Origin of the sequence: Pseudomonas sp. p1(2021b), from assembly GCF_020151015.1 — a bacterium.
GTDB classification, from domain to species: Bacteria; Pseudomonadota; Gammaproteobacteria; order Pseudomonadales; family Pseudomonadaceae; genus Aquipseudomonas; species Aquipseudomonas putida_K.
The window spans coordinates 4,983,742-5,008,326 of the sequence record NZ_CP083746.1 but is presented as its reverse complement, the minus strand read 5'-3'; the positions used below and the strand labels follow the sequence as shown (position 1 = coordinate 5,008,326).

Genomic DNA, 24,585 nt, shown 5'->3' with positions numbered 1-24,585 from the left:
TTTTTTCCGGCCGATGGCTCGATGATTTTTCAGGCACTGCCAGGAGCAGGGCCTGCAGGGCGGCAGTCTCCCATCAGGAGATGGATGCCCGGGCAGTGGCCAACCCACGGCCAGTTGAATTTTCACTGGTGGACGCCGGTCTACGGCTCCACTGGTCTATAACTAACCTGCTTTTCGCAAGTCATGAGGTAGAACATGAGCGACGACGATCTGGAAAATGACGACCTCGAAGTAGGCGACGAAGACGAGGCCGATGAGGGCCTTGAAGCTGCAGCCGACGACGGCGCGGAAGATGCCGGCGAAGACGACAGCCCCGCACCTGCCGCCAAGGGCAAATCCAAGGCAGCGGTCTCGGTAGACGAGATGCCGAGCATGGAGGCCAAGCAGAAGGAGCGCGATGCGCTGGCCAAGGCCATGGAAGAGTTTCTTGCACGGGGTGGCAAGGTTCAAGAGGTCGAAGCCAACGTGGTCGCCGACCCGCCCAAGAAGCCGGACAACAAGTACGGCAGCCGCCCTATCTGAGTGGCTGAACACAAGAAAGCCCGCCGTCGCTGCGGGCTTTTTTTGTGTATGGCCTTGCCGGCCTGATCGCGGGACAAGCCCACTCCTACAACAGCGGCGCCGATCCTTGTAGGAGCGGGCTTGCCCCGCGAAAGGGGCGCAACGCGCCCCCAGTCAACGCCAGCGGGTCAGGACGTCCGGCAGCTGGGAAAGCCGCTGGATCTCGGCATTCGGCGCCTGCTCGCCCGCCCAGGCCTTACCCTGGGGGTTGAACCACACCGCCCGCAGCCCGGCGCGCTGGGCGCCGGCGATGTCGTCGCCGGGGTGGTCGCCGATGTGCACGGCCGCGCTGGCCTCGACCTCGCCACGGCGCAGTGCCTCCAGGAAAGGCGCCGGGTCCGGCTTGCCGATGCCCAGGTCCTCGGCGCACAAGGCGAATCGGAAATAGTCCGCCAGCCCCAGGCGACGCACATCGGCGTTGCCATTGGTGACCACGCCGAGGATGTACTGGTGACGCAGAATCTCCAGCACCGGTTGCACTTCGGGGAACACCTCGACCTGGTGACGGGCATGGAGGAATACCTCGAACCCTTCGTTGGCCAGTTCCTGGGCCTGTTTTGCGCTGTAGCCGACTTCTTCCAGGGCATGGAACAGCACCCGGCGGCGCAGGGCGCTGATCCGGTGCTTGAGGCCAGGCTCGGCTTGTACCAGGCGCTCACGGATGGCGAACAGATGTTCGACCGGGATCGGCCCCAGGCTCGGGGCGTTGGCCTCGAGCCAGTCGCGCAGGACGATCTCGGCGCTGGCGATCACGGGTGCGGTGTCCCACAGGGTGTCGTCCAGGTCGAAGGTGATCAGCTTGATGCTCATGAGTCTGTGCCTTTGCTGCGTTTGGCCCGAGGGTGGGCGCTGTCGTACACCGCGGCCAGGTGCTGGAAGTCCAGGTGGGTGTAGATCTGCGTGGTGCTGATGTCGGCGTGGCCGAGCATCTCCTGCACGGCGCGCAGGTCCTGGGACGATTCCAGCAGGTGGCTGGCGAAGGAATGGCGAAGCATGTGCGGATGCAGGTGCTGGCCGAGCTCGCGCTCGCCGGCAGTCTTGACCCGTATTTGAATGGCGCGGGGGCCGAGGCGTTTGCCCTGGCGGGTGACGAACACGGCGTTGTCCCGGGGGGCGCTGATACCGCGCAGCCTGAACCACTCCTGCAGGGCCTCGCGGGCCTTGCGGCCGACCGGCAGGACGCGGGCCTTGCCGCCCTTGCCCAGGACCTGGACCAACCCGCCGGCCAGGTCCAGGTGGTCCATGTCGAGGTTGGTCAGCTCCGACAAGCGCAGCCCGGACGAATAGAACAGCTCGAGGATGGCCTGGTCGCGTCGGGCGATGAAGTCGTCATCGACGCCGCCATCGAGCAGTTGCAGCGCGCGGTCGGTATCCAGGGTCTTGGGCAGGCGCCGTTCACCTTTGGGGGGCGATAGGCCGTTGGCGGGATCGTGCTGGCACAGGCCTTCACGGTTGAGGTAGCGGTACAGGCCCCGCACTGCCGAGAGCAGGCGTGCCAGGCTGCGCGACGACTGGCCGTGGTGGTGCTGGCGTGCGACCAGCTGGCGCAGTTGCTGTACCTGCAGCGCCTCCCAGCCGCCGATGCCTTGGCTGTTGCAGTATTCGATGACTTTCTGCAGGTCGCGACGGTAGGCCAGCAGGGTGTGGTCGGACACCTGGCGCTCGTTGCGCAGGTGTGCGCAATAAGCCTCCAGCTGGCGTTCCATCAGCGCACCGGTCGCAGGGTTTGGGTGAAGCGTGGGACGACGCGGCCGAGCACTTCGGCGATGTAGCCGAGGAACAGGGTGCCGACGCTGCTCTTGTAGTGCTGCGGGTCGCGGCTGCCGATTGCGAGCACGCCATGCAGCCCCTGATATTCTAAGGCGGCCACGGCGCTGGAGCCGACTTCCTTGCGTTGCTCCTCGCCGAACAGGAAGGCCAGCTCGTGCTCGCGCAGGTTGCCGCTGACCGTCTTGCCACTGCCCAGGAGCGCGCCGATGGCCTGCTGGGCCTCGCCATTGCTGGCCCAGCGACCGACCGGGGCGGCCGTTTCGCCGAACAGGATCAGGCTGACGAAGGGCACCTGGAATTCCTGGCGCAGGCTGTCCTCGACCGCCATCACCACTTCCTCCAGGCTGCCCGCGTCGAGCAGGTCGAGGATCAGCCGTCGGGTCTTGTCGAACAGCCGGTCGTTGTCCCGAGCCACGTCCATCAGCTGCGACAGGCGATGGCGCATCTCGATGTTGCGGTCGCGCAGCAGCTTGAGCTGGCGCTCCACCAGCGACACGCTGTCACCGCGCTGGTGCGGGATGCGCTGTTCGACCAGCAACTCGTCGTGTTCGGCGAAGAAGGTCGGGTGGGCGCGCAGGTAGGCGACCACGGCCTCGGCATCGAGGTCCTGGGCCTGCTTGGGTGCAGCCTGGGGCTGATCGGTCATGGCGGTTACTCGCTTAAAGACGAACCTGTCCTTCGTAGACGCGCACGGCGGGGCCGGTCATCAGTACGGGCTTGCCGGGGCCGGCCCATTCGATGTTCAGGCGCCCGCCCGGCAGGTCGATGGTCACCGGCGAATCCATCCAGCCTTGGCTGATGGCCGCCACGGCAGCGGCGCAGGCGCCGGTGCCGCAGGCCTGGGTCTCGCCGGCGCCACGTTCCCACACGCGCAGGTTGGCGCGATGGCGGTCGATGACCTGGATGAAGCCGGCGTTGACCCGCTGCGGGAAGCGCGGGTGGTGTTCGATCTTCGGCCCCAGTTCATGCACCGGCGCAGTGCGCACGTCGTCGACACGCAGCACCGAATGGGGGTTGCCCATGGAAACGGCGGCGATCGAATGGACCTGGCCGTCGACTTCCAACGGGTAGTTCAGGGCCTGTTTATCGGCGACGAAGGGTATTTCGGCCGGGACGAAGCGCGGTGGGCCCATGTCGACGCACACCTGGCCATCGTTGCGCACGTCCAGCTCGATGATGCCGCCCTTGGTTTCCACGCGGATACGCTTCTTGGCGGTCAGGCGCTTGTCCAGCACGAAGCGGGCGAAGCAGCGCGCGCCGTTGCCGCACTGTTCGACTTCGGAGCCATCAGCGTTGAAGATCCGGTAGCGGAAATCCACGTCCGGGTTGCTGGGGGCCTCGACGATCAGCAGCTGGTCGAAGCCCACGCCAGTGTGGCGGTCGCCCCACTGCTTGGCGTGCTTGGGCTGGATGTGCGCGTGCTGGCTGACCAGGTCCAGGACCATGAAGTCGTTGCCCAGCCCATGCATCTTGGTGAAACGCAGCAGCATGGGGTCACTCCGGGAGCAGGCTTTCGCCGGCGAACAGTTCGGCGATGGTTTCCCGGCGACGGACCTCGAAGGCCTGGTCGCCGTCGACCAGCACTTCGGCACAGCGGCCACGGGTGTTGTAGTTCGAGCTCATGACAAAACCATAGGCGCCCGCGGACTGCACGGCCAGCAGATCGCCTTCGGCCAGGTTCAATATGCGGTCCTTGGCCAGGAAGTCACCGGTCTCGCAGATCGGGCCGACCAGGTCGTAGCTGCGGCCTTCGCCCTGGCGTGGCTTGACCGCGCTGACGCCCATCCAGGCCTGGTAAAGGGCTGGGCGGATCAGGTCGTTCATCGCCGCATCGATGATGGCGAAGTCTTTGTGCTCGGTGTGCTTGAGGTATTCGACCTGGGTCAGCAGCACGCCGGCATTGGCGACGATGTAGCGGCCAGGCTCGAACACCAGGGCCAGGTCGCGCTCGCCTACGCGTTCGCGGATCGCCTTGATGTAGTCGGCCACCCGCGGCGGCTGTTCGTCGCGGTAGCGCACGCCGACGCCGCCGCCCAGGTCCAGGTGACGCAGGTGGATGCCGCACTCGGCCAGGCGGTCGACCAGCACCAGCAGGCGGTCGAGGGCATCGAGGAACGGCTCGACGGTGGTCAGCTGCGAACCGATATGGCAGTCGACACCGACCACCTCCAGGTTGGGCAACTGCGCGGCGCGCACGTAGATGGCCTCGGCGTCGGCAATGGCGATGCCGAACTTGTTCTCTTTCAGGCCGGTGGAAATGTACGGGTGGGTACCGGCGTCGACGTCCGGGTTCACTCGCAGCGACACCGGTGCGACCTTGCCCATCTCGGCCGCCACGACCTGCAGGCGCTCGAGTTCGTCGGTGGACTCGACGTTGAAGCAGTGCACGCCCACTTCCAGGGCGCGGCGCATGTCCTCGCGGGTCTTGCCGACGCCGGAGAACACCACGCGGTCGGCACGCCCGCCGGCGGCCAGCACACGCTCCAGCTCACCGCCGGAGACGATGTCGAAGCCCGCGCCCAGGCGCGCCAGGACGTTCAGCACGCCCAGGTTGGAGTTGGCCTTGACCGCGAAGCACACCAGGTGCTCGACACCTTGCAGGGCGTCGGCGTAGCTGCGGTACTGGGCCTCGATGTGGGCACGCGAGTAGACGTAGGTGGGGGTGCCGAAACGTTCGGCGATGGCCGACAAGGCCACGCCTTCCGCGAACAGCTCACCGTCGCGGTAGTTGAAAGCGTCCATTGGATTTCCTTACTGCTCGGGCTGCGGCTCTTGCTGGGCGGGTTCGGCGGCATCGACCGGTGCAGCCGGCTCGGCAGCTTGATGCTGGTGCGACTTGTGGCTGTCCTTGCCGTCCTTGCCTTCTTCAGGCAGGTACAGAGGGCCCTTCTGACCGCAGGCCGAAACGAGGCAGGCAACCGCGACCAGCGCCGCGAGGGAGGAAATCAGGCGCTTCATTGGCGAATCCTTTGAAATATGCAGTATTACGCCCGAGTATACCGAGCGCCTGCGGGCTTGCCTATGCAAGGACCGGTCCGCCTGGCGGACGTACTGCCTGCATGCTGTTGGCGGGTGGACCCGCTCCGACTGGGCCGAACGCTGGGCTGCGGGAGCGGTTCTACCTACGAACGGAGCGCCGCTGGCACAGATGCTAACCTTTGCATTCGCCGGCAAGCGCCCGTATCTTGCCCGGCTTGCCGTAAGCAGCCAATTTCGAGGTTCCTGCAATGAGTTTGAGCGAAGCGCGTTTCCACGACCTGGTCGACGCGACCCAACAGGCCCTGGAAGACCTGTTCGATGAAAGCGGGCTGGATGTGGACATGGAGAACTCCGCCGGGGTGCTCACCATCAAGTTCGACAGTGGCAGCCAGCTGATCTTCAGCCGTCAGGAGCCGCTGCGCCAGCTGTGGCTGGCCGACCGCTCGGGGGGCTTCCACTTCGACTATGACGAAGAGAGCGGCAAATGGGTCTGCGAGAAGAGCGAGGAGTTGCTGGGCGAGATGCTCGAGCGCATTGTCTGGGAGCGCGCCGGCGAGAAGCTGGACTTCGACGAGATCTGAGATGAGCGAGCAACCCCGGCCGCCCAAGCCGCTGTACAGCAACGTAAGCCCGGCGGTGCCTTCGCCGTGTGTCAGCGTTTGTCGGCTCGACGAGCGCAGGGTCTGCACCGGTTGTTTCCGTCATGTGGAACACATCCGTGAATGGCGCTCGGCAGACGACGAACGGCGCCGCCAGATCTGCCGCGAAGCCCAGGTGTTGCGGGCGCAGCACAGCGCCCAATGACGCCATGGGCTTGAGTATTTGCCCGGCTGTGGTAGTGTCGGGTTTGCGTCGTTGACGCCAAAAGCATTCACAAACCCCGCCCTTGGGCGGGGTTTTGCTTTATCTGCCTGTTAAAAAGGAGTCTGACTGGATCATGAGCACCAAGCCTTCCCTCATCCTCACCCGATTGGACGTACAGCGTCTGGAGCGTCTGATCGACAGCCTCGACGAAAGTACGCCGGGTGTGCTCGCCCTGCAGGACGAGCTGGACCGCGCCGAGCAGGTGGTGGGTCACGAGGAGGTCCCGGCCGGGGTGGTGACCATGAACTCGCGCGTGCACTGCCGCGAGGAAGCCAGCGGCAAGGACTATCACCTGACCCTGGTGTACCCGAAGGATGCCGGCGGCGAAGGCAAGGTGTCGATCCTCGCACCGATCGGCTGCGCGCTGCTGGGGTTGTCGGTGGGCGAGCAGATCGACTGGCCGGCCCCTGGCGGCAAGACCCTCAAGCTGACGTTGCTGGAGGTCGAGTACCAGCCGGAAGCGGCGGGTGATTTCGACCTTTGAAAGGTACGAAAGGGGCCGCTTTGCGGCCCGATCGCGGGGCAAGCCCGCTCCTACAGAGGCGCCGCATGTGCACAGCGCCCCTGTAGGAGCGGGCTTGTCCCGCGATCGGGCTGCAACGCAGCCCCCGACCTCAAGGCTCCCGCACCGCCTGCAACTGCTCCAGCCCTTCATTCAACGCCCTCTCCAGCTCGGTCTTGTAGCGCAGGTACAGCGCAGTCGAACCCGGCTCATCCTCCAACAACTCGGACAGGTCCAGGTCGGTGATGTAGCACCGGTAGCTGCCTGCACTGCGGCGCTGGCCAAGAATCTGGCGGGCGACCACGGCATAGAGCTGGTCGCCATGCTCGAGTTCGGAAAACTCCAGCTGGTCGCAGTAGAGCGTCACATGCACCTCGTCATCCGCACCGGCCTGCAGGATCGCCTGGACTTCATAGCCACCCCGGCCACCCTCTTCGTTCGGCACCGGTCGCGGCTCCAGGCTACGCGCCTTGCCGTTGCCCGACGGCAGCAGCTGGTAATACAGGATTTCCAGCGATGCCTGTTGCAGGCTGTCCAGCGGCAGTTGGGCGTCGCGGCGAACCACCACCGAGCGCAAGAAACGTTGCAACGGTAGCAGCAGGTGCGCCTCGTCCTGCAAAGGCAGGCGCTGTTGCCACAGGGCGTTGTATTCATCGAGTACATAGAGGTCAGCCCAGCCCTCGAACAGGCGGTAGAACACCTGGATGCAATGGGGGCGTCCCTGTTCCAGCAGCAGTGGCAGGTCATGGTCCTGCAAGGCATTGGCATCCAGGTGCAGGGGGCTGTAGGCGCCACGCTCCTCGCCCAGGCACGCCAGCACTGCCTCGTGATCAGGGAGCGTGGCGAGGGTGACCTGGCCGGGCTCGAGCTCCAGCACATGGGTATGCTGCGCAACCTGCAACAGGTAACGGTGGTTCAGGCCCTGGTCGAGCAACTGTTGTACGGTGGCGAAGATGCCCTCGACCCGCTGGGTGATGGCCTGGGCGCGGTTGTGGCAGAAGCAGCGCACCCGCAGGCGCGGGCGATGACGGCGCTGGCCGAGGCTGTTGAGGTAGTCGCGCAGACAGCGCACCAGGGCGTGTTCGCCGTCGTAGCGGTGCACCAGCACTTCGTTCCAGCTGTTGAGGGTGACCTGGTCCAGGGTCAGCACCAGGTTCTCGCGCACGCCCGCGTAGCTCAGCGAGTCGGTGCGTTCGGTGGTCATCAGGATGTTCAGGTCGCGATGCTGGCGCAACGGGTCGATGCCGACATTGACCAGCAGCAGGATCTCGTCGGCCACGCTCGGTTGCAGCAGGCGGATCTCGCTGACGGTTTCCAATGGCAGTGCGATCGTCTGTTGCAGGGCACCCAGCAGGTTGAACAGCTCGAACTCAGTCAGGTCGCTGCTTCCAGGGTGCAGCGCCAGGCGTGTGCTGCTGTCGATCACGCCATTGCGATGGGCCCAGGTGAGCAGCTCGAGCAGCTCGCGGCAGCGTTTGATGGGGCTGAAATGCTCCCATTCGTGCACGCCCAGATTGCCGTTGTACAAGCCCCAGTGGCAGGTGCCGGGCTCCTTTCGGTTGGGCGATTGCACCAGGGTCAGGGTGTCCTCGGCCAGGTCCGGTGCGATGCCCGGGTTGATCACCTCGATCTTGCCGGCGCGGCGCTCGAAGGCTGCATACAAGCGGCGGCCCAGGACGTTGAGGTCGCGTTGGTCGGCGCGGGTGCTGGCGTTCTGGCCGCGGGCGAACTGGGTGAGGAATCGGTAGCTGTGGTTGAGCTCGGCTACCAGCTCACGGCGTTCGACGGCGACTTGGCGCACTTTCCACTGGGCACGGCTGTCGAGCATCGCCAGTTGGCGTTCGTCCCAGCCCCATTCCCCGGCCAGGCGTTGCAGCAACTGGCGTTGCCAGTCACCGGCACGGGCGCGGCCGAGCTCGCTGAGCTTCTTGTTGACCTTCAGGTACAGGCTGCGCCGTACCCGTTCGAGGCGTGCGGTTTCGCCACGGCCTTGCAGGTAATGTTCGATACGCCGGTAGACCATCACGTACGGGTCCAGGGCGTCCAGGTCCAGTTGGTTGGCGAATACCGCCTGCTTGTAGTCCAGGCTCAGGCAGCGCACGCCAGGGTGCTCGCTGGCATAGGCCTCGGTCAGCAGGAGCTTGAGCAAGGATTTGTAAGGTGAGTCGATGCCCTTGAACAGCTGCCACAGCCCGGCACCGACGAACTCGCCGGGTGGAATGTGCGCCAAGTGGCCGAGGTCGAGGTCGTCCTCGGCACGGATGAAACGCTTGGACAGCAGCGTCTGGGTGTAGGCCCGGTAGTTGGGCTCTTCGTACACCGGCACCAACCACCATAAGGGCGTACGCCCGCCCAGCCAGATGGCGGTGCGGTAGAACTCGTCCAGCAGTAGGTAGTGTTGAGTGGTGCCGCAGTCGTCGGAGCTCAGCTGGCCATTGCGCTCGCCGTCGACGAACCCCTGGGGCTCTATGAGAAAGAAGTGGGCCTCCGCGCCCTGGCTGGCCGCCCAGGCCTCGAGCAGCTGGCATTTGCGCCGCAGTTCGGCCAGTTCATGTTCGCCAAGCCCCGGGGCATGGCACACCCATACATCCATGTCGCTTTGCTCGGCCTGGGCCAGCGTGCCCAGGCTGCCCATCAGGAACAGGCCGTGGATGGGCTGCGGCACATTGCCCCGGCGGGCCTTGTGGGTGAAGGAGCGCGCCAGGCGCTGGGCCTCGGCCAGCAACTGCGGGCCGGGCTCGAAGCCGGACAGGCCGGCGGGGGTATTGCCCGAGACGTAGCCTGGCAATAGCGGGTGATTGACGTGGAACAGCAGCGGCAACAAGGTCAGCACGTGTTGCTGGCGTGCCGAAAGGCCTTCCCGTGCCCGCTCCAGCCGCCCCTGGTTGACCTGCAGGAAGCGCGCACGCAGTTTCGCCAGTTCCTTGCGGTCGATGCCTTGGTCGAGATCGGGGCGGATTTCGTGGGGGCGGTTCATTGCGTACTCAGGGCTTCCAGGCGCTGCGCCGAGTTTAGCCTGAGTATTGCAGTCGGATAAGCGATAAGTGGCTTTTTGACGTCATTTTCCTGCTGCCGCCCCCTCTGTGGGGGCGGCGATGCAGGTATTCCTGAGGCGCGGGTTTGGCTCAGGCCGGTTGTGCCGCCTTGAGGATGGTCAGCACCTGCTGGACACTCTGGGCAGCATCGAGCCCCAGGCTGGTCAGGTAGCCGCCGTCGGGTTGGTCGGTGAGTTGCTTTTCGTACAGGCGCCGGGCGGCAGCCACCAGGGCAGGGGAGGCATTGCTGTGGACCTTGATGCCTTCCTGGTGGGAATCCAGGTTGAACAGGGCGAGGACTTCCAGTTCGGCGATCAGTTCGGGGGTGAAGGACATGGCGACTCCTGACTTCCAGACGAGGACGGAGGCACCGTGGCCGGCGCCTGATCCTGGAGTGTAGTCAGGCTTCGTCGTTGTCGCCTTGATCTGCTTCAGGTGGAAGCTCGGGCAGGGCACGCAGGGCGTTCTCGTACCACTCGCCATTGAACGGACGGTCTTCATCGAGCATGGCATCGATTTCGATGGCCAGCACGTGGGCCATGAGGTTGAGGATATCTTCACGCTCGTAGCCGACCAGGGTCAGCTTGTTGAAGGTGGCCTTGGCCGCCGGTGGCTCGCCACTTTCGATCTGGTTCTCGATGGCCTGGGTCAGGGTCGCCTCGACGAAGGCTTCCTCTTCATTGTTGTCGATGTCGCTGGGCTCGCTCATGGCTGTGCTCCTGGAATGAGATGCACAGTGTGCCATGCCCGCGTCGGCGATGCCTGGCCATCGACCTGGCGGATGATGCTGGCCAGCCGCAGGCGATGGGGCTATAAACAGCCGGCTCATCCCACTACGGCCTGGAGGCTGTAACCAATGCTCAAGCTACATGGATTTGCCGTCAGCAATTACTACAACATGGTCAAGCTGGCCCTGCTGGAAAAAGGCTTGCCCTTCGAAGAAGTGCTGCTCTTCCCCAGCCAGACGCCGCAGTCCCTGGCCATCAGCCCGCGTGGCAAGGTGCCGGTGCTGGAGACCGAACACGGCTTTCTCAGCGAGACCAGCGTGATTCTCGACTACATCGAGCAGACCCAGGGTGGCAAGCCGCTGCTGCCGGCCGATGCCTTCGCCCAGGCCAAGGTGCGTGAGCTGCTCAAGGAAATCGAGCTGTACATCGAGCTGCCGGCGCGCACCTGCTACCCGGAAGCCTTCTTCGGCATGGCGGTTGAGCCGGTGGTCAAGGAGCGTGCCCGCGCCGACTTGCTGGCAGGGTTCGCCACGCTCAAGCGCAATGGCCGTTTCGCTCCCTATGTGGCGGGCGAACAGATGACCTTGGCCGACCTGATGTTCTGCTTCTCGGTGGACCTGGCCTGTGTCGTGGGCAAAAAGGTGCTGAACATCGATTTCCTGGCGGATTTCCCGCAGGCCGAGGCGTTGATGAAGAAATTCGCGGACAATCCGCACATGGCGCAGATCGCGGCAGACAAGGACGCGGCGATGCCGGCGTTCCTGGAGATGGTTCGCGGCAAGCGTTGAGAAGAAGAGACCCCACGCTCCCACAAGGATCACGCCAACCTTGTGGGAGCGGGTTCACCCGCGAACGAGGGCGCCGCCCTCGCCAAGCGGCTCAGCGCGAAGCCAGCAGCGCCTTGCCGCGTGCCACGGCTGCACGCACCTGGGCCGGTGCGGTGCCGCCGATGTGGTTGCGTGCATTGACCGACCCTTCCAGGGTCAGCACGGCAAACACATCCTGCTCGATCTGGTCGCTGAACTGGCGCAGCTCGTCCAGGCTCATCTCGGCCAGGTCCTTGCCGGTATCCACCCCGTACTTCACCGCATGGCCCACGATCTCGTGGCAGTCACGGAACGGCAGGCCACGGCGCACCAGGTAATCGGCCAGGTCCGTGGCGGTGGAGAAGCCGCGCAGGGCCGCTTCACGCATGATGGCGTGCTTGGGCTTGATCGCCGGGATCATGTCGGCGAAGGCCCGCAGCGAGTCGCGCAGGGTGTCGGCGGCGTCGAACAGCGGCTCCTTGTCTTCCTGGTTGTCCTTGTTGTAGGCCAGCGGCTGGCCTTTCATCAGGGTCAGCAGGCCGGTCAGGGCGCCGAACACGCGGCCGCTCTTGCCGCGCACCAGCTCCGGGACGTCCGGGTTCTTCTTCTGCGGCATGATCGAGCTGCCGGTGCAGAAGCGGTCGGGCAGGTCGATGAACTGGAACTGGGCGCTGGTCCACAGCACCAGCTCTTCGGAGAAGCGCGACAGGTGCATCATCGCCAGGCTCGCCGCGGCGCAGAATTCGATGGCGAAGTCGCGGTCCGAGACGCCGTCCAGCGAGTTGCCGGCCACGGCCTCGAAGCCCAGCAGCTTGCAGGTCAGCTCGCGGTCGATCGGGTAGGTGGTGCCTGCCAGCGCGGCGCTGCCCAGGGGCATGCGGTTGGTGCGCTTGCGGCAGTCGACCAGGCGCTCGTAGTCACGGCTGAGCATTTCGAACCAGGCCAGCAGATGGTGGCCGAAGGTGACCGGCTGGGCCGTCTGTAGGTGGGTGAAGCCCGGCATGATGGTCTCGGCTTCGCGCTCGGCCTGCTCCAGCAGGCCCTGCTGCAGGCGGGTGATCTCGGCCAGGATCAGGTCGATCTCGTCGCGCAGCCACAAGCGGATGTCGGTGGCCACCTGGTCGTTGCGGCTGCGACCGGTGTGCAGCTTCTTGCCGGTGATGCCGATGCGGTCGGTCAGGCGTGCTTCGATGTTCATGTGCACGTCTTCGAGGTCCACACGCCAGTCGAAGCTGCCAGCCTCGATCTCGCCCTGGATGGTCTTCAGGCCATCGATGATGGCATCGCGCTCGGCATCGGTGAGCACGCCGACCTGCGCCAGCATGGTGGCGTGGGCGATCGAACCCATGATGTCGTGACGGTACAGGCGCTTGTCGAAATCGACCGAGGCGGTGAAACGGGCGACGAAGGCGTCGACGGGCTCACTGAAGCGGCCGCCCCAGGACTGATTGGTCTTGTCGGTGCTCATGGATTCACTCGTTGAAGGCGTGAACGAAAAAAGTGGCGCCGATCATAGCAGGGTTGGGGCACGCGCCGCAGGGCGCTGGTCGAGAGAATCCGCCGAAAATGCGTGCCCGGGTTGGATGTGGGGATATTCAACGATTGAACGGCAGTGTTCCACGAAGCGTCTACAGTTGGACAAAGGACTGGCAGCGAATCTGTCAGGTCAGTGAATCTTTGGCCATCGCATCGGTCTAGAGCGTGACCGCGCTGTCGGTCACCCTACATCTGTCTACGCTATACCCATGCGAGACTCACTCAGGAATCCAGCGTAATCATGAATGTCCTGATCGTTGATGACGAACCCCTGGCCCGCGAACGCCTTGGCAGGCTGCTTGGCGAGCTGGAGGGCTACACCGTGCTGGAGCCCAGCGCCACCAACGGCGAGGAGGCCCTGGCCTTGATCGAAAGCCTCAAGCCCGATGTGGTCCTGTTGGACATCGGCATGCCCGGCGTTGATGGCCTGCAGGTCGCCGCCCGCCTGTGCGAACGCGAGGCACCGCCGGCGGTGGTGTTCTGCACCGGTGACGATGAATATGGAAGCCAGGCCTTCAAGGACAGTACCCTCAGCCACGTCACCAAGCCCATCCAACCCCAGGCCCTGCGCGATGCCTTGCGCAAGGCCGACAAACCCAACCGTGCCCAGCTCGCCGCCCTTACCCGGCCTGCCAATGAAGGCGGCGGACCGCGCAGCCATATCAGTGCAAGGACGCGTAAAGGCATCGAGTTGATCCCGTTGCCCCAGGTCATCTATTTCATCGCCGACCACAAGTACGTGACCTTGCGCCACGAAGCCGGCGAGGTCCTGCTGGACGAGCCGCTCAAGGCCTTGGAAGACGAATTCGGTGAGCGCTTCGTGCGCATCCACCGCAACGCGCTGGTCGCCCGTGAACGTATCGAACGCCTGCAGCGTACGCCGCTGGGGCATTTCCAGCTGTACCTCAAGGGCCTGGACGGTGACGCCCTGACCGTCAGCCGCCGCCATGTGGCCGGCGTGCGCAAGATGATGCAGAGCCTCTGAGCCTGCTGCGGCCCAATCGGCGGCAAGACGGCTCCCACAGGAATACCGCCAGGCTCGCGCATTGCACCACCCTTGTGGGAGCCGGCTTGCCGGCGATTGGGGCGCAGCAGGCAACAAAGGATCCTGCCCCATATCTGCAAGCGACCCCGACGATGCTGTTATCATCGACAGCATTTCTCTGGATCGGGGCGTTCCATGTCCACTCGCGAAATCCGCATTGCCACCCGTAAAAGTGCCTTAGCCCTGTGGCAGGCCGAATACGTCAAGGCCCGCCTGGAACAGGCCCATCCTGGCCTGGTCGTGACCTTGGTGCCCATGGTCAGCCGCGGCGACAAGCTGCTCGACGCTCCGCTGGCGAAGATCGGCGGCAAGGGGCTGTTCGTCAAGGAACTGGAAACGGCCCTGCTGGACAACGAAGCCGACATCGCCGTGCACTCGATGAAGGATGTGCCCATGGACTTCCCCGAGGGCCTGGGCCTGTATTGCATCTGCGAGCGTGAAGACCCCCGTGATGCCTTCGTTTCCAACCGTTTCGCCAGCCTCGAGGAGCTGCCGGCCGGCAGCATCGTCGGCACCTCCAGCCTGCGCCGCCAGGCACAGCTGCTGGCTCGCCGCCCAGACCTGCAGATCCGCTTCCTGCGTGGCAACGTCAACACCCGTCTGGCCAAGCTCGATGCCGGTGAATACGACGCCATCATTCTTGCCGCGGCCGGCCTGATCCGCCTGGGCTTCGAAGACCGTATCCGCTCCAGCATCAGTGTCGAAGACAGCCTGCCGGCGGGCGGGCAGGGCGCGGTGGGTATCGAGTGCCGCAGCGCCGACCAGGCGATCCATGCCTTGCTGGCGCCCTTGCACCACGCCGACACCGCCGACCGGGTGGTGGCCGAGCGGGCCTTGAACAAACGTCTGAACGGCGGCTGCCAGGTGCCGATCGCCTGCTATGCGGTGCTCGAAGGCGAGCAGCTGTGGTTGCGTGGCCTGGTCGGCCAACCCACCGGTGGCACCTTGCTGGTGGCCGATGCCCGGGCGCCGCGCGGCGAGGCCGAGGCGCTGGGTGTGCAGGTTGCCGAGGCCCTGCTGGCACAGGGCGCCGAGGCGATCCTCAAGGACGTCTACGGCGAGGCCGGCCACCCGTGAGCCCCTGGCGCCTGCTGCTGACCCGCCCCGAAGAGGAGTGCCAGGCACTGGCGCAAAGCCTCGCGCAGGTAGGTATCGCCAGCAGCAGCCTGCCGTTGCTGGCCATTGCGCCTGTAGTGCTCGAGACGCCTCAGGCCGGGGTGCTTGCGCAACTGCAGGCGTACCAGGCGATCATCGTGGTCAGCAAGCCGGCTGCACGCCTGTTGCTCGAACACCTGGCCCAGGCTGGCCTGAAGCCGCCATGCCGGGGCTGGTTCACGGTGGGCGCGGCCACGGCCCAGGTGCTCGAGCGCCACGGCCTGCACGCCAGCTTCCCAGCCCAGGGCGATGACAGCGAGGCCTTGCTCGCGCTGCCCCAGCTGCGCGAGGCTATCGCCGAGGTCGCCAGGCCGCGGGTTTTGATCGTCCGTGGTGTGGGAGGTCGCGAACTGTTGGCCGGGCGTCTTGGAGAGCAAGGTGCTAGTGTCGATTATCTGGAACTGTATCGCCGCACCCTGCCGGAGTATCCGGCCGGTACCCTGCTGCGCCGCGTCGAGGCGGAACGCCTCAACGGTCTGGTGGTCAGCAGTGGGCAGGGCCTCGAGCACCTGCTGCAGCTGGCAGGCACCGATTGGCCGCGCCTCTCGCACCTGCCATTGTTCGTGCCGAGCCCCAGGGTCGCCGAACAGGCCAGGGCGGCAGGCGCCCAACAGATTGTGGATTGCCGTGGCGCCAGTGCCACGGCCTTGATTGCTGCGGTGCAGCGAAGTGCTGCACCTGCCGACTAAGGCGCTAAGCTGTATGCGACGCGCCCCCATGCAAAGGATGGATACGTGAGCGAAACTGTCTTGTCCAACAACGAACAACCTACGGCGTCCGAGACGCCGGAACCCACCTCCGCCACGCCTGCCAAGCGCTCTGGCAATGGCTTGGCGCTGTTGGCTCTGCTGCTGGGTGCGGCTGGGGTCGCAGTCGGTGGTTGGGGCGTCTGGCAGGTTCGCCAGCTGCAAGGCACCGAGCAGGGCCAGGGCCAGCACCTGCAAACCCTCAACGAGCGCACGGCCACCTTGCAGCAGCGCGAACAGCAGATCAGCGCCCAGCTGGCCAGCCTGCCGGCGGCCAGTGAGCTGGAAGATCGCCGGCGCCTGGTGGCCCAACTGCAGGGCGACCAGCAACGCCTGAGCCAGCGCCTGGAGACGGTGCTCGGCGAAAGCCGCAAGGAATGGCGCCTGGCCGAGGCCGAGCACCTGCTGCGCCTGGCGACCCTGCGCCTGTCGGCCCTGCAGGACATCACCAGCGCCAAGGCGCTGGTCGAAGGCGCCGATGAGATCCTGCGCGAGCAGAGCGACCCGGGCGCCTTCGCCGCCCGCGAGCAACTGGCCCGCAGCCTTGCGACCCTCAACAGCACCGAACAGCCGGATCGCACCGGCCTGTTCCTCAAGCTCGCCGCCCAGCGTGAGCTGGTCCAGCAACTCAGCGCCCAGGCGCCGGAGTTCGAAACCAAGGCTGATGCCCTGGGGGCACTGACCGCCGACGGCGACGGTGCCAGCCGCCTGTCCCAGTGGTGGGCCGAGATCTCCAAGTACTTCCAGATCGAGTTCAATGCCGATGAGAATGTGCGGCCGCTGCTGTCTGGGCAGTCGCTGAACCAGTTGCGCCTGGCCTTGAGCCTGACCATCGAACAGGCCCAATGGGCCGCGCTCAATGGCGACGCCAAGGTCTATACCCAGGCCCTGGACGATGCGCGCAGCGTACTGCTGGCCAACTTCAACGCCGACAACCCGCAGAGCAAGGCCATGCTTGCCAGCCTCAACGAACTGGCCGAGCAGCCGGTCTCGGTGGTCACCCCTGACCTGAGCGAGAGCCTGGCGGCGGTGCAGGCCTATATCCAGCGCAGGCACCTGCCGGCCGAAGCCGAAGGGGGCAAGCCATGAAGCGAGTCTACCTGCTGGCGGTGCTGGCGATCGTGGTGGCCGCGGCATTGGGCATCGCGGTTGCCAAGCACAGCGGCTACGTATTGATCGCCTATGGTGGGTTCCGTTACCAATCCGGGCTGTGGGCGGCCTTGGCGGCGCTGGTTGCCGTCGTCGTGGTGCTCTGGTTGTTGCGTTACCTGGTGGGCCTGGTGCTGACCTCCACCGGCGTGGTCAACCCTTGGTCGCGTCGCAACCGCAGCCGGCGCACCCGCATCGCCATCGAGCAAGGCCAGCTGGACCTGGCCGAAGGCCGCTGGGCCAGTGCCCAGCGTCACCTGCACCGCGCGGCCGAGGCCGAGCGCCAGCCACTGTTGTACTACCTCGGTGCCGCACGTGCCGCCAACGAGTTGGGCCGGGCCGAAGAGAGCGACAACCTGCTCGAACGTGCCCTCGAGCGCCAGCCACAGGCTGAACTGGCCATCGCCTTGACTCATGCGCAGTTGCAGATGGACCGTGGTGATATCGGCGGCGCCCATGAAACCCTGCTGGCCATGCAGGAGCGCCACCCGCACAACCCGCAGGTGCTGCGCCTGCTGCATCGCCTGCACCTGGAGACCGGTGACTGGTCGGCCCTCATCCGGCTGCTGCCCGAGTTGCGCAAGGGCAAGGTGCTGCCAGCCAAGGAACTGGCCGAACTGGAGCAACGTGCCTGGGGCCAGAACCTGGGCTTGGCCGCGACCCGCGGCGAAGACCCGCAGGCGGCCCGGCAGGCACTGGAACGAGCCTGGCAACAGCTGACCGCCGCCCAGCGCCAGGAGCCGCAGTTGGTTTCGGCGTATGCCGAGCAATTGCGCCAAGTCGGGGCCCAGGGCGAGGCCGAGCAGGTGCTGCGCGCAGCCCTCAAGCGGCAGTATGAAAGCCACCTGGCCCGGCTGTATGGCCTGGTGCGCGGTGACGATACCGCCCGCCAATTGCAAACTGCCGAGGGTTGGCTGAAGGAGCATCCGCAAGACCCGAGCCTGTTGCTGACCTTGGGGCGGCTGAGCCTGCAGAACCGCCTGTGGGGCAAGGCCCGCGACTACCTGGAGAGCAGCTTGCGCATGGAGCGCAACCCGGAAGCCTGTGCCGAATTGGCCCGCCTGCTTGCCGGGCTTGGGGAAACCGAGCGCAGCAACCAGTTGTTCCAGGAGGGCCTGGGCCTGCTGGACGAGCGCCTGCTAGCCCTGCCTCTACCCGAAGGCGTGCGTGCCTGACCCGACACAAGTGTCCATGTCACCCCGTGGGCACTTGTGTCAGTAACTTCTCCGGTAGCATCGCCAGTGTTTATGCTGGCCTGCTTCGGAAACTTCCTACGGGAAATTGAACACTTTCCTTTTTCAATCAGGGACTTGTCTTCCCGGTAGTGCCTTGAAACAAAGCGTGTCTTTCCTCTACCGTTCCGGACTACTTCATCCAACCCGGGACTTTCCTTGCCCATGCTGCCGGCCCGTTTGCGCGTCTTCTTCCTACCAGGCTGGCTCGCCTCGATGGCGGTCCTGATCGCCTCTTTCCACCTCGAGCATGTGTTGAACCTGGTGCCATGTCCGCTGTGTTTCAGCCAGCGGCTGCTGTTGGGGATGTATTCGCTGATCTGCCTATGCGCCATTGTCCACAGGCCGCAGCTGCGTGGCAGTCGCAACTATGCCGGGCTGGCGCTGGCCAGTTCGGTGGGGGGCGCGTTGTTGGCGGCGCGGCATGTCTGGCTGCAGGGAGCTGGGGCGGTGGCCGAGACCTGCCAGATGCCGTTCGGGCGGGTCGTGGAGCAATCCTGGCGCGAGGCCTTGAGGCAACTTCTGTTCGGTGGCCCCGACTGCACCTCGTTGACTTGGAGCTTCATCGACCTGACCCTGCCCGAATGGAGCCTGCTGGCCTTCTTGCTGTTATCGACGCTACCCCTGGGGTGGTTGGTTGCGTATCGCTTGCACAGGATCGACAAAGGTTGACCCATGGCAAGCGCGATGGGATTGTTCGACCAGCGGTGCCCCGGAAGGGTATTAAACGCTTGTATGAACTTTGTCCGCTGCGTACCTTGAAGGCCAGCACGCGCGGGAATAATCTCCCAGCACGCATACCGAAAACACAACTGCTCGATGCCGTCCTGCTGATGTCACCTTTGTGCTGCGGTGCTTATGCGCGAGGTGCAGCGGCATCAACCCAGAAGGGATGAGATAGCCATGCTCGATAGTTGTCAGAACGCTCAGGAACGCTGGGGTGGGGTTCACAAGCTGATCGATCGTTGGCTCAAGGAGCGGGAGGAGCTGGTCAAGGCTTTTCGCACCTTGCGCGATGCCAAGCCAGCCTTTGCCGACAAGGACAAGAACCGCGATTTCTGTGCGGTGCTGGTCGATTATGTGTCGGCGTGGCATTTCGAAGTCTGCGAACAATTGGTCACGGAGGCCAAGGCGTTCGGTGACAACGAGGCCCTGAAGCTGGCCGAGGATATCAATCCGCGAATCAACGACATTACCCAGATCGCCCTGGCCTTCAATGACCATTGCGAGAAAGGGGAATGCAAGGACACAGAGCGCTTCGCCGAAAAACTGGGCAAGCTCGGCAGCTTGCTGCATGAGCGTTTCGAGCTGGAAGACTGCCTGATCGAAGTGCTGCACAACGCGCACAAGGAAGAGAGCGCGGTGCAGGCCTGACGGCCTGTGTCAGTTGGCGACCGCCAGCAGTTCGATTTCAAACACCAGGGGCGTGTAAGGGGCGATCAGGTCGCCCGCGCCTTCGGCGCCATAGGCCCGCGCCGAGGGGATCACCAGGCGCCACTTCGCCCCTGCCTTCATGCGCGGCAAGGCTGCCTGCCACCCTTCGATTACCGAATCCAGGCTGAACCACTGCGGTTGCAGGCTCTGGTCGAAGACCGAGCCGTCCGGCAGTTTCCCCACGTAGCGTACCTGCACCTTGCCGCCGGCCCTGGGGGCGTTGCCATTGCCACGCGCCAGTTCAGTGTAGAGGATGCCCCCGTCCAGCTCATGCATGCCGGCGCGCGCCCGCTCGCTGGCCATGAAGCGTTTTTCGTCCGCCTGTAACCGCTCGATCTCGGCCTTCTCTGCCGCTGCGTTGGCCTGTTCCTCGTGCTGCTGGAGGATGGCCTGCATGCGCGGCTTTTCCAGTTTCAGTGGCTGGCCTTGGTAGGCCTGGCGCAACCCTTCGAGCAGTGCATCGAGCTGCAGGCCGGGGACTTCGGCGCGCAGGCGTTCACCGAGGCTCGCGCCCAGGCTGTAGGCCAGGTCATGGTCATTGGCAGGGGTAGCAGGATCGGCCAGGGCAAAGGGGGCTGCCAGGCACAGGCTCAGGACAAGATAACGAGGCACGTTCAACTCCGGTTGGGAGGAACGGAAAGTATGCCAGCCTTGTTGATGAAAGATATGTAAATATCAGCAACACTTTATTGACCAACTACACTTGCACCGAGCTGCAAGATGACAACTTTGCCCAGGCATGCAACGCGGCATCAATATTACGGTCAACATGCCCTAGCGGCGTAAGCAGCAGAAGCATAGTATGAGCCGCACTCTCGTCAGCCAGGAGGTAAGCCATGTCGGCCAAGAAGAAGCCAGTCAGTACGCCGTTGCACCTGCTCCAGCAACTTTCGGGCAGCCTGCTCGAACATTTGGAAGATGCCTGCTCGCAAGCGCTGGCGGATGCCGAGAAACTGCTGACCAAGTTGGAAAAGCAACGTGGCAAGGCGCAGGAGAAACTCCACAATGCGCGCCTGAAGTTGCAGGACGCCGCCAAGGCCGGTAAAGCCAAGGCCCAGGGCAAGGCCCAGAAAGCAGCCGGCGAACTTGAAGAATTGCTCGATTCGCTCAAAGAGCGTCAGGCACAGACTCGTACTTATATTCAACAGCTCAAGCGCGATGCCCAGGAAAGCCTGAAGCTGGCGCAGGGTGTCGGCAAGGTACGCGAAGCCGCCGGCAAGGCGCTTGACCAACGTGCCGCCGCCGCCAAGGCTCCGGCGCGGGTAGTGGCCAAGCCTGCGGCCAAGGCGCCGGTAAAAGCCGCGGCCAAACCGGCTACCAAGCCGGCCGCCAAAGCGGCCCCAGCCAAGGCTTCCGCTAAACCGGCTACCGCTCGCACTGCCGCTGCCAAACCTGCTGCAAAACCGGCCGCCGCCAAAGCCGCTGCTGCCAAGCCGGCTACCCGCAGCGCCGCCAAGCCCGCAGCCACGAAGACTGCTGCTGCCAAACCAGCCGTGCGTACCGCTGCTGCCAAGCCTGCTGCCAAAGCCACCGCTGCCAAGCCAGCTGCCGCCAAGGCCGCTGCCGCGAAGCCTGCAGCCAAACCTGCCGCCACCAAGGCTGCTGCCAAGCCCGCAGCCAAACCTACCGCGGTCAAGAGCGCCGCCGCCAAGCCGGCTACCAAACCCGCTGCTGCCAAGGCCACCGCGAGCAAGCCCGCAGCCAGACCCGCTGCGGCAAAAGCCCCGGCCAAGCCAGCTGCAGCCAAGCCTGCCGCCAGCAAGCCTGCCGAAACCAAGCCTTCCACACCGGCGGTAAGCAGCAGCTCGGCGCCAGCGACCAACTCGGCGGCACCGGCTGCCGCTTCGCCAGCACCGGCCAGCAGCCCGGCTCAGTCGCCTTCGTCGGCGTCCTGAAGCCCTTCGGCCACGACGCGCAGTTGACGCAGCGCGTCGTGGCCGCGGGCCTGCTCTGGCGCCAGCCAGGGCAGCCAGTCTTCCACAAGGTGGCCCTGCGTAGTGGGCCATGCCTGTGCCCGCTGCTCCAGGCGTGCCAGCAAGGTGCGCTCGGCCTCCAATTCCAACCCTTTCACTCGCTCGCGCAATGCCGCCAGCTGCGGGTCGTCCTGCGCGCCAGCACGCCACTGTTGGCGTAGCGTTCGCAACGGCGTCACGACCTGGCGTTGCCAGGGCGCGGCAAGCTCCTGCAGTGCACGCACCCGCTCGGCATCCGGCGCCACGCCACGCGCTCGCAGCCAGGTGCCGCACAGCAGCAGGCAGACATCACCGCCCAGTGCCTGCAAGGTCAGGCAGGCGCTTTCAACCCCCGGCCGGGTGTACAGGGCCAGGGCGTAGTTCCACAAATCGTCGTGCATGTTCGGGCTCGCCAGTGGTCAAGGTGGCCTGTGTGCTCCAGTGGGAAGCTGATAGACTCCGCGACCATCATGATCAGACTATCCAACCTCACTTTACAGCGTGGTCCGCAGCGCTTGCTAGAAGGCGCCGAGATGACCCTGCACGCCGGTCACAAAGCCGGCCTGATCGGCGCCAACGGCGCCGGAAAATCCAGCCTGTTCGCCTTGCTGCGTGGCGAGCTGTCACCCGATGGCGGCGATTGCCAACTGCCGGCCGACTGGCGCATCGCCCACATGCGCCAGGAAGTCGATACCCTCGACCGCCTGGCCGTGGACTATGTGCTCGACGGTGACGTGCGCCTGCGCAAGGTCCAGGCCGAACTGGCCGTCGCCGAGGCCGCCCACGACGGCACCGCCCTGGCACGCCTGCACAGTGAGCTGGACAGTGCCGACGGCTATACCGCCGATGCCCGCGCACGCAAGCTGTTGGCCGGGCTCGGGTTCACCGCCGAGCAGATGGATCGCCGCGTCGGCGACTTCTCCGGTGGCTGGCGGATGCGCCTGAACCTGGCACAAGCATTGATGTGCCCGTCGGACCTGCTGCTGCTCGACGAACCCACCAACCACCTGGACCTGGACGCCATCCTCTGGTTGGAAGACTGGCTCAAGGGCTATCCCGGCACGCTGCTGCTGATTTCCCACGACCGCGACTTTCTCGATGCGGTGGTCGACCATGTGGTGCATGTCGAGCAGCGCAAGCTCAACCTCTACAAGGGCGGCTATACCGCCTTCGAGCGCACCCGGGCCGAGCGCCTGGCGCAGCAGCAGCAGGCCTACGAGAAGCAGCAGGCCCGCCGTGCGCACATGGAGAAGTACATCGCCCGCTTCCGCGCCCAGGCCACCAAGGCTCGCCAGGCGCAGAGCCGGATCAAGGCACTGGAGCGGATGGAAGAGCTGTCGGCGGCCCATGTGGATTCGCCGTTCGACTTCGTCTTCCGTGAGTCGGAGAAGATCTCCAACCCCTTGCTCGACCTTTCCGAAGGTCGGCTCGGTTATGGCGACAAGGCCGTTCTGGAGAAGGTCAAGCTGCAGCTGGCGCCCGGTGCCCGCATCGGCCTGCTCGGCCCCAACGGCGCCGGCAAGTCGACCCTGATCAAGAACCTGGCCGGTGAACTGCAACCGCTCGCCGGGCGCCTGGTCCGTGGCGAGAACCTGGCTGTAGGCTACTTCGCCCAGCACCAGCTCGACTCGCTGGACGACAAGGCAAGCCCGTTGCTGCACCTGCAACGCATCGCACCTGCCGAGCGCGAGCAGACCCTGCGTGACTTCCTCGGCGGCTTCGACTTCCATGGCGACCGCGTCGACGAGCCTGTGGTGAATTTCTCCGGTGGCGAGAAGGCGCGCCTGGCCCTGGCGTTGATCGCCTGGGAGCGGCCCAACCTGCTGCTGCTCGACGAACCGACCAACCACCTGGACCTGGAGATGCGTCTGGCCCTGACCATGGCCCTGCAGGAATTCAGCGGCGCAGTGGTGGTGGTTTCCCACGACCGCCATCTGCTCAAGAGCACCACCGACGATTTCCTGCTGGTGGCCGACGGCAAGGTCGAGGCCTTCGATGGCGACCTGGACGACTACAGCCGCTGGTTGATCGACTATCGCCAGCGCAGCGCCCCTGCCAGCAATGCTCCGGCCAACCCGGACAAGACCGACAAGAAGGCCCAGCGCCAGGCTGCCGCCGCCTTGCGCCAGCAACTGGCGCCACACAAGCGCGCAGCCGAGAAGCTGGAAGCCGAGCTGAACCAGGTGCACGGGCAATTGGCCGAGATCGAAGCCGCCCTGGGCGATGCCAGCCTCTACGAAGCGGCCCGCAAGGATGAACTGCGTGACCTGCTGGCCCGCCAGACCAAGCTCAAGCAGCGTGAAGGTGAGCTTGAGGAAGCCTGGATGGAAGCGCTTGAGACCCTCGAGAGCATGCAGGCCGAACTCGAGGCGCTGTCCTGATGGAGGAGCTGCGTTCGCTGCTGCCGGGGCAATGGATGGATGCGTTCTGGCTGGGGTTGCAGATCCTGCTGATCCTGATCGCCGCGTTCATCCTGCAGCGGGTGGTCGCGCGGGGCCTGAAGAGCCTGGGCGAGCGCTACCCGCTGCCGCCGGAGCTGCTGGTGCCGGTACGTGGTGGTCTGCGCTGGCTGATCATGGGCAGCGCACTGTTGTTCGTGCTGGAGCGCATGGGCGTCTCGGCCACGGTGCTGTGGACGGCCCTGTCGGGCTTCGTGGCTGTGGCAGCGGTGGCGTTCTTCGCCATCTGGAGCGTGTTGTCCAACCTGCTCTGCGCGGTGCTGATCTTCACGGTCGGGCCGTTTCGCATCGGCGATGTGGTCGAGCTGGTCGACACCTTGGACAAACCCGGGGTCAAGGGCCGGGTGATCGCCATCAACCTGTTGTACACCACGCTGATGGAAACGCCCGAGGCGGGCGGGGCGCTGGTGCAGGTGCCGAACAGCCAGTTCTTCCAGAAGGCTGTGCGCCGCTGGCGAGGGACCGAGGTGCCGGTCGTGACCAAGGGTGAGGCGGTCGAGGCTGATTGATCGCTGGAACCGTATCGGCTGTTCGCGGGTAAACCCGCTCCCACAGGCATACCGCCGAAGCCAGAGTTGCATTGTGGGAGTGGATTTACCCGCGAAAAAGCCTGCACCGGCGCCATAAAAATC

General features: G+C 65.1%; 27 protein-coding genes. 15 read left to right on the top strand and 12 right to left on the bottom strand.

What is annotated here, in order from left to right; genetic code table 11:
* Positions 1-195: 195 nt before the first annotated feature.
* Complete coding sequence (gene sutA, locus K8374_RS23265; protein WP_224457381.1) at positions 196-522, top strand: transcriptional regulator SutA; 327 nt, start codon at positions 196-198, stop codon at positions 520-522.
* 153 nt (positions 523-675) lie between these two features.
* Here the strand turns inward: sutA and K8374_RS23260 are convergent, their stop codons facing one another.
* Genes K8374_RS23260 through lptM form a run of 6 tightly spaced genes read right to left on the bottom strand, consistent with a single transcriptional unit; the run spans position 676 to position 5,289 of the window.
* Positions 676-1,371: an HAD family hydrolase gene (locus K8374_RS23260; RefSeq protein WP_224457380.1), complete on the bottom strand. Its 696-nt coding sequence runs from the start codon at positions 1,369-1,371 to the stop codon at positions 676-678.
* Positions 1,368-2,267 (bottom strand): tyrosine recombinase XerC, encoded by a 900-nt coding sequence (xerC, locus tag K8374_RS23255; protein ID WP_224457379.1) that lies wholly within the window; start codon positions 2,265-2,267, stop codon positions 1,368-1,370. The genes K8374_RS23260 and xerC overlap by 4 nt, the downstream gene beginning before the upstream one ends.
* The gene (locus K8374_RS23250; RefSeq protein WP_196144629.1) at positions 2,267-2,977 is read right to left on the bottom strand and encodes a DUF484 family protein; all 711 of its coding nucleotides are present in this window, start codon (positions 2,975-2,977) and stop codon (positions 2,267-2,269) included. Before K8374_RS23250 ends, xerC begins: the two co-directional genes overlap by 1 nt.
* Before the next feature lie 13 nt (positions 2,978-2,990).
* The gene (dapF, locus tag K8374_RS23245) at positions 2,991-3,821 is read right to left on the bottom strand and encodes a diaminopimelate epimerase (protein WP_224457378.1); all 831 of its coding nucleotides are present in this window, start codon (positions 3,819-3,821) and stop codon (positions 2,991-2,993) included.
* A gap of 4 nt (positions 3,822-3,825) precedes the next feature.
* Positions 3,826-5,073 (bottom strand): diaminopimelate decarboxylase, encoded by a 1,248-nt coding sequence (lysA, locus tag K8374_RS23240; RefSeq protein ID WP_224457377.1) that lies wholly within the window; start codon positions 5,071-5,073, stop codon positions 3,826-3,828.
* Positions 5,074-5,082: 9 nt separating this feature from the next.
* On the bottom strand, positions 5,083-5,289 hold the full coding sequence (gene lptM / locus K8374_RS23235; RefSeq protein WP_084855385.1) for an LPS translocon maturation chaperone LptM: 207 nt from the start codon (positions 5,287-5,289) through the stop codon (positions 5,083-5,085).
* A gap of 269 nt (positions 5,290-5,558) precedes the next feature.
* On the opposite strand from lptM, the gene cyaY reads away from it, so the two are divergent.
* The 3 genes from cyaY (at position 5,559) to rnk (ending at position 6,658) form a co-directional block, all read left to right on the top strand.
* The gene (cyaY, locus tag K8374_RS23230; protein WP_043213409.1) at positions 5,559-5,891 is read left to right on the top strand and encodes an iron donor protein CyaY; all 333 of its coding nucleotides are present in this window, start codon (positions 5,559-5,561) and stop codon (positions 5,889-5,891) included.
* A 1-nt stretch (position 5,892) separates the two neighbouring features.
* Positions 5,893-6,114, top strand: a complete 222-nt coding sequence (locus K8374_RS23225) for a DUF1289 domain-containing protein (RefSeq protein WP_224457376.1) — start codon at positions 5,893-5,895, stop codon at positions 6,112-6,114.
* A 133-nt stretch (positions 6,115-6,247) separates the two neighbouring features.
* Positions 6,248-6,658 carry a nucleoside diphosphate kinase regulator gene (rnk, locus tag K8374_RS23220; RefSeq protein WP_084855387.1) on the top strand — a complete coding sequence of 137 codons (411 nt, stop codon included), beginning with the start codon at positions 6,248-6,250 and terminating at the stop codon, positions 6,656-6,658.
* Between the two features lie 130 nt (positions 6,659-6,788).
* Here the strand turns inward: rnk and K8374_RS23215 are convergent, their stop codons facing one another.
* The 3 genes from K8374_RS23215 to K8374_RS23205 all read right to left on the bottom strand — a co-directional run bounded on the left by K8374_RS23215 (position 6,789) and on the right by K8374_RS23205 (position 10,420).
* Positions 6,789-9,653 (bottom strand): class I adenylate cyclase, encoded by a 2,865-nt coding sequence (locus K8374_RS23215; protein WP_224457375.1) that lies wholly within the window; start codon positions 9,651-9,653, stop codon positions 6,789-6,791.
* A 148-nt stretch (positions 9,654-9,801) separates the two neighbouring features.
* Complete coding sequence (locus tag K8374_RS23210) at positions 9,802-10,047, bottom strand: TIGR02647 family protein (RefSeq protein WP_084855389.1); 246 nt, start codon at positions 10,045-10,047, stop codon at positions 9,802-9,804.
* 64 nt (positions 10,048-10,111) lie between these two features.
* The gene (locus tag K8374_RS23205) at positions 10,112-10,420 is read right to left on the bottom strand and encodes a hypothetical protein (RefSeq protein WP_084855390.1); all 309 of its coding nucleotides are present in this window, start codon (positions 10,418-10,420) and stop codon (positions 10,112-10,114) included.
* A gap of 147 nt (positions 10,421-10,567) precedes the next feature.
* Here K8374_RS23205 and K8374_RS23200 point away from each other — a divergent pair, with 147 nt between their 5' ends.
* Positions 10,568-11,227: a glutathione S-transferase gene (locus tag K8374_RS23200; protein ID WP_224457374.1), complete on the top strand. Its 660-nt coding sequence runs from the start codon at positions 10,568-10,570 to the stop codon at positions 11,225-11,227.
* A 91-nt stretch (positions 11,228-11,318) separates the two neighbouring features.
* On the opposite strand, the gene argH is transcribed toward K8374_RS23200, so the two are convergent.
* Entirely contained in the window at positions 11,319-12,713 is a 1,395-nt protein-coding gene (gene argH / locus K8374_RS23195; RefSeq protein WP_070572082.1) for an argininosuccinate lyase, read from the bottom strand.
* A 309-nt stretch (positions 12,714-13,022) separates the two neighbouring features.
* Here argH and K8374_RS23190 point away from each other — a divergent pair, with 309 nt between their 5' ends.
* The 7 genes from K8374_RS23190 (at position 13,023) to rsd (ending at position 19,482) form a co-directional block, all read left to right on the top strand.
* Positions 13,023-13,766, top strand: a complete 744-nt coding sequence (locus tag K8374_RS23190; RefSeq protein ID WP_196144622.1) for a LytR/AlgR family response regulator transcription factor — start codon at positions 13,023-13,025, stop codon at positions 13,764-13,766.
* A gap of 195 nt (positions 13,767-13,961) precedes the next feature.
* Complete coding sequence (hemC, locus tag K8374_RS23185) at positions 13,962-14,903, top strand: hydroxymethylbilane synthase (RefSeq protein ID WP_224457373.1); 942 nt, start codon at positions 13,962-13,964, stop codon at positions 14,901-14,903.
* Entirely contained in the window at positions 14,900-15,670 is a 771-nt protein-coding gene (locus K8374_RS23180) for a uroporphyrinogen-III synthase (protein WP_224457372.1), read from the top strand. The genes hemC and K8374_RS23180 overlap by 4 nt, the downstream gene beginning before the upstream one ends.
* Before the next feature lie 45 nt (positions 15,671-15,715).
* A complete protein-coding gene (locus K8374_RS23175; protein ID WP_224457371.1) occupies positions 15,716-16,816 on the top strand; it encodes a uroporphyrinogen-III C-methyltransferase in 1,101 nt (366 codons plus the stop codon).
* On the top strand, positions 16,813-18,051 hold the full coding sequence (locus K8374_RS23170) for a heme biosynthesis HemY N-terminal domain-containing protein (protein WP_224457370.1): 1,239 nt from the start codon (positions 16,813-16,815) through the stop codon (positions 18,049-18,051). The genes K8374_RS23175 and K8374_RS23170 overlap by 4 nt, the downstream gene beginning before the upstream one ends.
* A 222-nt stretch (positions 18,052-18,273) precedes the next feature.
* A complete protein-coding gene (locus K8374_RS23165; RefSeq protein ID WP_224457369.1) occupies positions 18,274-18,780 on the top strand; it encodes a disulfide bond formation protein B in 507 nt (168 codons plus the stop codon).
* A gap of 231 nt (positions 18,781-19,011) precedes the next feature.
* Positions 19,012-19,482 carry a sigma D regulator gene (gene rsd / locus K8374_RS23160; RefSeq protein WP_084855399.1) on the top strand — a complete coding sequence of 157 codons (471 nt, stop codon included), beginning with the start codon at positions 19,012-19,014 and terminating at the stop codon, positions 19,480-19,482.
* A 9-nt stretch (positions 19,483-19,491) separates the two neighbouring features.
* On the opposite strand, the gene K8374_RS23155 is transcribed toward rsd, so the two are convergent.
* Positions 19,492-20,154: an FKBP-type peptidyl-prolyl cis-trans isomerase gene (locus K8374_RS23155; RefSeq protein WP_224457368.1), complete on the bottom strand. Its 663-nt coding sequence runs from the start codon at positions 20,152-20,154 to the stop codon at positions 19,492-19,494.
* Positions 20,155-20,378: 224 nt separating this feature from the next.
* Between K8374_RS23155 and K8374_RS23150 the strand changes: the two genes are divergently transcribed.
* Entirely contained in the window at positions 20,379-21,437 is a 1,059-nt protein-coding gene (locus K8374_RS23150; protein ID WP_224457367.1) for an AlgP family protein, read from the top strand.
* On the opposite strand, the gene K8374_RS23145 is transcribed toward K8374_RS23150, so the two are convergent.
* Positions 21,413-21,895: a TIGR02444 family protein gene (locus K8374_RS23145; protein WP_224457366.1), complete on the bottom strand. Its 483-nt coding sequence runs from the start codon at positions 21,893-21,895 to the stop codon at positions 21,413-21,415. The two genes, K8374_RS23150 and K8374_RS23145, sit on opposite strands and share 25 nt — an antisense overlap.
* A 69-nt stretch (positions 21,896-21,964) precedes the next feature.
* Between K8374_RS23145 and K8374_RS23140 the strand changes: the two genes are divergently transcribed.
* The gene (locus K8374_RS23140; RefSeq protein WP_224457365.1) at positions 21,965-23,875 is read left to right on the top strand and encodes an ATP-binding cassette domain-containing protein; all 1,911 of its coding nucleotides are present in this window, start codon (positions 21,965-21,967) and stop codon (positions 23,873-23,875) included.
* A complete protein-coding gene (locus tag K8374_RS23135) occupies positions 23,875-24,462 on the top strand; it encodes a mechanosensitive ion channel domain-containing protein (RefSeq protein ID WP_224457364.1) in 588 nt (195 codons plus the stop codon). Before K8374_RS23140 ends, K8374_RS23135 begins: the two co-directional genes overlap by 1 nt.
* Positions 24,463-24,585 lie beyond the last annotated feature (123 nt).

Bases quoted from the DNA above. Each gene is read 5' to 3' on its own strand.
- sutA (WP_224457381.1), top strand. From the start codon at position 196: ATGAGCGACGACGATCTGGAAAATGACGACCTCGAAGTAGGCGACGAA.
- K8374_RS23260 (WP_224457380.1), bottom strand. From the start codon at position 1,371: ATGAGCATCAAGCTGATCACCTTCGACCTGGACGACACCCTGTGGGAC.
- xerC (WP_224457379.1), bottom strand. From the start codon at position 2,267: ATGGAACGCCAGCTGGAGGCTTATTGCGCACACCTGCGCAACGAGCGC.
- K8374_RS23250 (WP_196144629.1), bottom strand. From the start codon at position 2,977: ATGACCGATCAGCCCCAGGCTGCACCCAAGCAGGCCCAGGACCTCGAT.
- dapF (WP_224457378.1), bottom strand. From the start codon at position 3,821: ATGCTGCTGCGTTTCACCAAGATGCATGGGCTGGGCAACGACTTCATG.
- lysA (WP_224457377.1), bottom strand. From the start codon at position 5,073: ATGGACGCTTTCAACTACCGCGACGGTGAGCTGTTCGCGGAAGGCGTG.
- lptM (WP_084855385.1), bottom strand. From the start codon at position 5,289: ATGAAGCGCCTGATTTCCTCCCTCGCGGCGCTGGTCGCGGTTGCCTGC.
- cyaY (WP_043213409.1), top strand. From the start codon at position 5,559: ATGAGTTTGAGCGAAGCGCGTTTCCACGACCTGGTCGACGCGACCCAA.
- K8374_RS23225 (WP_224457376.1), top strand. From the start codon at position 5,893: ATGAGCGAGCAACCCCGGCCGCCCAAGCCGCTGTACAGCAACGTAAGC.
- rnk (WP_084855387.1), top strand. From the start codon at position 6,248: ATGAGCACCAAGCCTTCCCTCATCCTCACCCGATTGGACGTACAGCGT.
- K8374_RS23215 (WP_224457375.1), bottom strand. From the start codon at position 9,653: ATGAACCGCCCCCACGAAATCCGCCCCGATCTCGACCAAGGCATCGAC.
- K8374_RS23210 (WP_084855389.1), bottom strand. From the start codon at position 10,047: ATGTCCTTCACCCCCGAACTGATCGCCGAACTGGAAGTCCTCGCCCTG.
- K8374_RS23205 (WP_084855390.1), bottom strand. From the start codon at position 10,420: ATGAGCGAGCCCAGCGACATCGACAACAATGAAGAGGAAGCCTTCGTC.
- K8374_RS23200 (WP_224457374.1), top strand. From the start codon at position 10,568: ATGCTCAAGCTACATGGATTTGCCGTCAGCAATTACTACAACATGGTC.
- argH (WP_070572082.1), bottom strand. From the start codon at position 12,713: ATGAGCACCGACAAGACCAATCAGTCCTGGGGCGGCCGCTTCAGTGAG.
- K8374_RS23190 (WP_196144622.1), top strand. From the start codon at position 13,023: ATGAATGTCCTGATCGTTGATGACGAACCCCTGGCCCGCGAACGCCTT.
- hemC (WP_224457373.1), top strand. From the start codon at position 13,962: ATGTCCACTCGCGAAATCCGCATTGCCACCCGTAAAAGTGCCTTAGCC.
- K8374_RS23170 (WP_224457370.1), top strand. From the start codon at position 16,813: ATGAAGCGAGTCTACCTGCTGGCGGTGCTGGCGATCGTGGTGGCCGCG.
- K8374_RS23165 (WP_224457369.1), top strand. From the start codon at position 18,274: ATGCTGCCGGCCCGTTTGCGCGTCTTCTTCCTACCAGGCTGGCTCGCC.
- rsd (WP_084855399.1), top strand. From the start codon at position 19,012: ATGCTCGATAGTTGTCAGAACGCTCAGGAACGCTGGGGTGGGGTTCAC.
- K8374_RS23150 (WP_224457367.1), top strand. From the start codon at position 20,379: ATGTCGGCCAAGAAGAAGCCAGTCAGTACGCCGTTGCACCTGCTCCAG.
- K8374_RS23145 (WP_224457366.1), bottom strand. From the start codon at position 21,895: ATGCACGACGATTTGTGGAACTACGCCCTGGCCCTGTACACCCGGCCG.
- K8374_RS23140 (WP_224457365.1), top strand. From the start codon at position 21,965: ATGATCAGACTATCCAACCTCACTTTACAGCGTGGTCCGCAGCGCTTG.
- K8374_RS23135 (WP_224457364.1), top strand. From the start codon at position 23,875: ATGGAGGAGCTGCGTTCGCTGCTGCCGGGGCAATGGATGGATGCGTTC.